The organism is Clostridium gasigenes (genome assembly GCF_017348895.1).
In the GTDB taxonomy this organism is placed as follows: domain Bacteria; phylum Bacillota; class Clostridia; order Clostridiales; family Clostridiaceae; genus Clostridium; species Clostridium gasigenes.
Genome location: NZ_CP071379.1, coordinates 1 through 2,895 on the forward strand (window position 1 = coordinate 1; position 2,895 = coordinate 2,895).

The window sequence follows — 2,895 nt, forward strand, 5'->3', positions numbered from 1 at the left end:
GGATACCTTAATTTGTTTATCTTCTAGTACAGAATCTATTACTTTACTAATATGATTTTTTATTAAATTAACTGAATTACAATCAAATTTATTAGTATCATATGATAACCTAACTTCAATTTCATCTCCTGGCGTTATCATAATTGTAAAATCATAACTATTTTGTTCATAAGCCTTCATTTCTTTTACTTCAAATCCAAGTTGATTTTTTCCTAAATAATCAAACTCTTTCTTATAATAGTTTTCAAAAATAAATAAACTACTTATTAATTTTTGCTTCACTTTAGATAATGACTGAATTTCTGATAATGGATAATATTCATAATCATTAGACTTTAACGCTCTATTTTGTAGGTCATTTAATAACTCTATAAAATTAAATTGTTTATCCATAACTCTAACAGGAATAGTATTTATAAATAATCCTATCATGTTTTCTATTCCTTCTATATTTGCATTTCTTCCAGATACAACTGAACCAAAAATAACATCATTTGTATTGTTATACTTTTGCAATACTATTCCCCATATGGCCTCTAATACACTATTTAATGAAACATTAGCCTCCTTACTAATTTCATATAACATATCAGTCTTAAATTTTTCAATTCTATACTTAAATTCTCCATTTATAATACTATTTTCACTTTTAACGGCATTTTGTGGAATTTTAATAATATTATCATAATCACTAATATATTCTTTCCAATATTCCTTAGCCCCATCAACATTTTGTTCTTCTATCCAATTAATGTATTTGTAATAATTTACCTCTTTTTTTGATTCTATTTCTTTATTATTTATTAAGTTTATATATATCTTTATTAATTCATCCATTATTATAGAGTTACACCATCCATCCATTACGATATGATGGAAACTCCAGATAACTTGATATCTTTCTTTACTAATTTTTAATACTGATATTCTAATCAAAGTATCTTTAGATAAATCGAATCCCTTTTTCCTGTCCTCTAATATATAATTATATATTTCTCCTTCTACCTCATTTGATGATGAAAAATCAAAATACATAATATTCGACTTTCTGTCTTTTAATACAATTTGTTTCGGAGCTTTTAATTTATCACTCAAAAACACAGTTCTTAAAACATCATGTCTTACAATAATTTCATTAAAACTTTTTTCAAATAAATCCAAATTAAAATCTCCGTCCAAAATAAATGTCTTTTGCTCAAAATAATCAATAGTTTCTGGTTCAATTAATGAATGAAATAACATCCCTTGTTGCATAGGGGATAAATTATATATATTTTGAATTTTATTTTCTAAATTAACTTCATATAAATTTCTTATATAATTAAATTCCCAATCTTCAATTCTCTTATCACTTAAATCAGAAATAGTTAACTTAGTACTTTGGTTTTTTTTACACCATTCGATAATATTTATCAAATTATATTTGTACATATTTAATAAATTCATCATCTCATTTTGCTCATATATACTTCTATCATAATTAAATGCTAATTCTAATTTGTTATTAACAATAATTCCACTAACATATATTTCAAAATCTCGTTCACTTTCCATACTCAAATCTTTTCCAATTGATATATTAGAAAGTTCAAATAATTCTACTTCATACTTTTCATCCGCTTGTCCCAGATAATTAAAACTAATTGTACAAGTTAATTCTTTATTTTTAATACCATCCCCTAAATATTTTATCAACTCATACCCAATACCTTTATTTGGAACTCTTCTCAATGTGTCTTTTGTACTAATAACTAAATCTTCAATTTTTTTATTATGTTTCAAATTAAATTCGACTGGATAATGAGTTGTAAACCAACCTATCGTCCTACTTACATCAATATCCCCTTCCATTTTTTCCCTACCATGACCTTCTAAATCAATTATAATACTATCTTCTTTTCTCCACTCACTTATTGATAACGTCAAAGCTGCCAATAAAATATCATTAATTTCCGTATTATATGACTTATTAGTCTTCTTTAACAAGTCCAAAGTATTTTTTTTGCTTAACTGAATATCTAACTTGTTATAATTCTTCATTTTATGGACTACTTTTTTATTTCTCATCTTATTTTGAATATTATTCCAATATTCTTTTTCATTTTTTAACTGATTATTTTTTCCTATATTTTCCTCAAGATATTTGGACCATTCTTTAAAGGAATTGCTCTTCCTAGGTAATATTATTTTTTCGCCTTTAGATTTCATAGAATATCCTATATTAAAATCTTCTATTAATATTCTCCATGAAAGTCCGTCTATAACTAAATGATGAATTATTATTACTAAATAATCCCCTTCATTAGTTTTAAATAAAGCCAATTTTACAAGAGGCCCTTGTTCTATATCCATACTCCCTTGTATAATTTCACTATGATCATTTATTAATTTTTGGTAATCATTTATATCTTTATAGTCAAATACTTCAATTGTAAATAATTCTTCATTTATTCCCCTATTATATTGTTTTATATTATTATTTTCATTAATATATACCATTCTTAAAGCATCATGATGAATAACAATTTTATTAAATACATCCATAACTATATCTTCATCGAATTCATCTTTCTTATATAATACAATAGACTGATTATAGTGGTTATTTTTACTAATCTGATTATCAAAAAATCTTCTTTGTACTGGCGTTAATATCACTTCACCTTCTACAACTTCCTGATTTATACAATTTTGTTTTTTCTCAACTTTCGTAATAATATTTTTAATAGTTAATCTTTCGAATAAATCTTTTACTTCTAATTTATAACCATATCTTTGGTACTTTGACACTATTCTTATTGCCTTTATTGAATCTCCACCTAAATCAAAAAAGTTATCATTTATCCCTATCCTATCTAATCCAAGTATATCCATCCAGATTTTTGCTAATATCTC

At 24.4% G+C, this 2,895-nt stretch carries 1 protein-coding gene; it reads right to left on the bottom strand.

From position 1 onward, the window contains the following. Positions 1-2,892, bottom strand: a 2,892-nt coding sequence (locus tag J1C67_RS19325; RefSeq protein ID WP_342356959.1) for a condensation domain-containing protein, incomplete at its 3' end; no start/stop codon positions are given. Positions 2,893-2,895 lie beyond the last annotated feature (3 nt).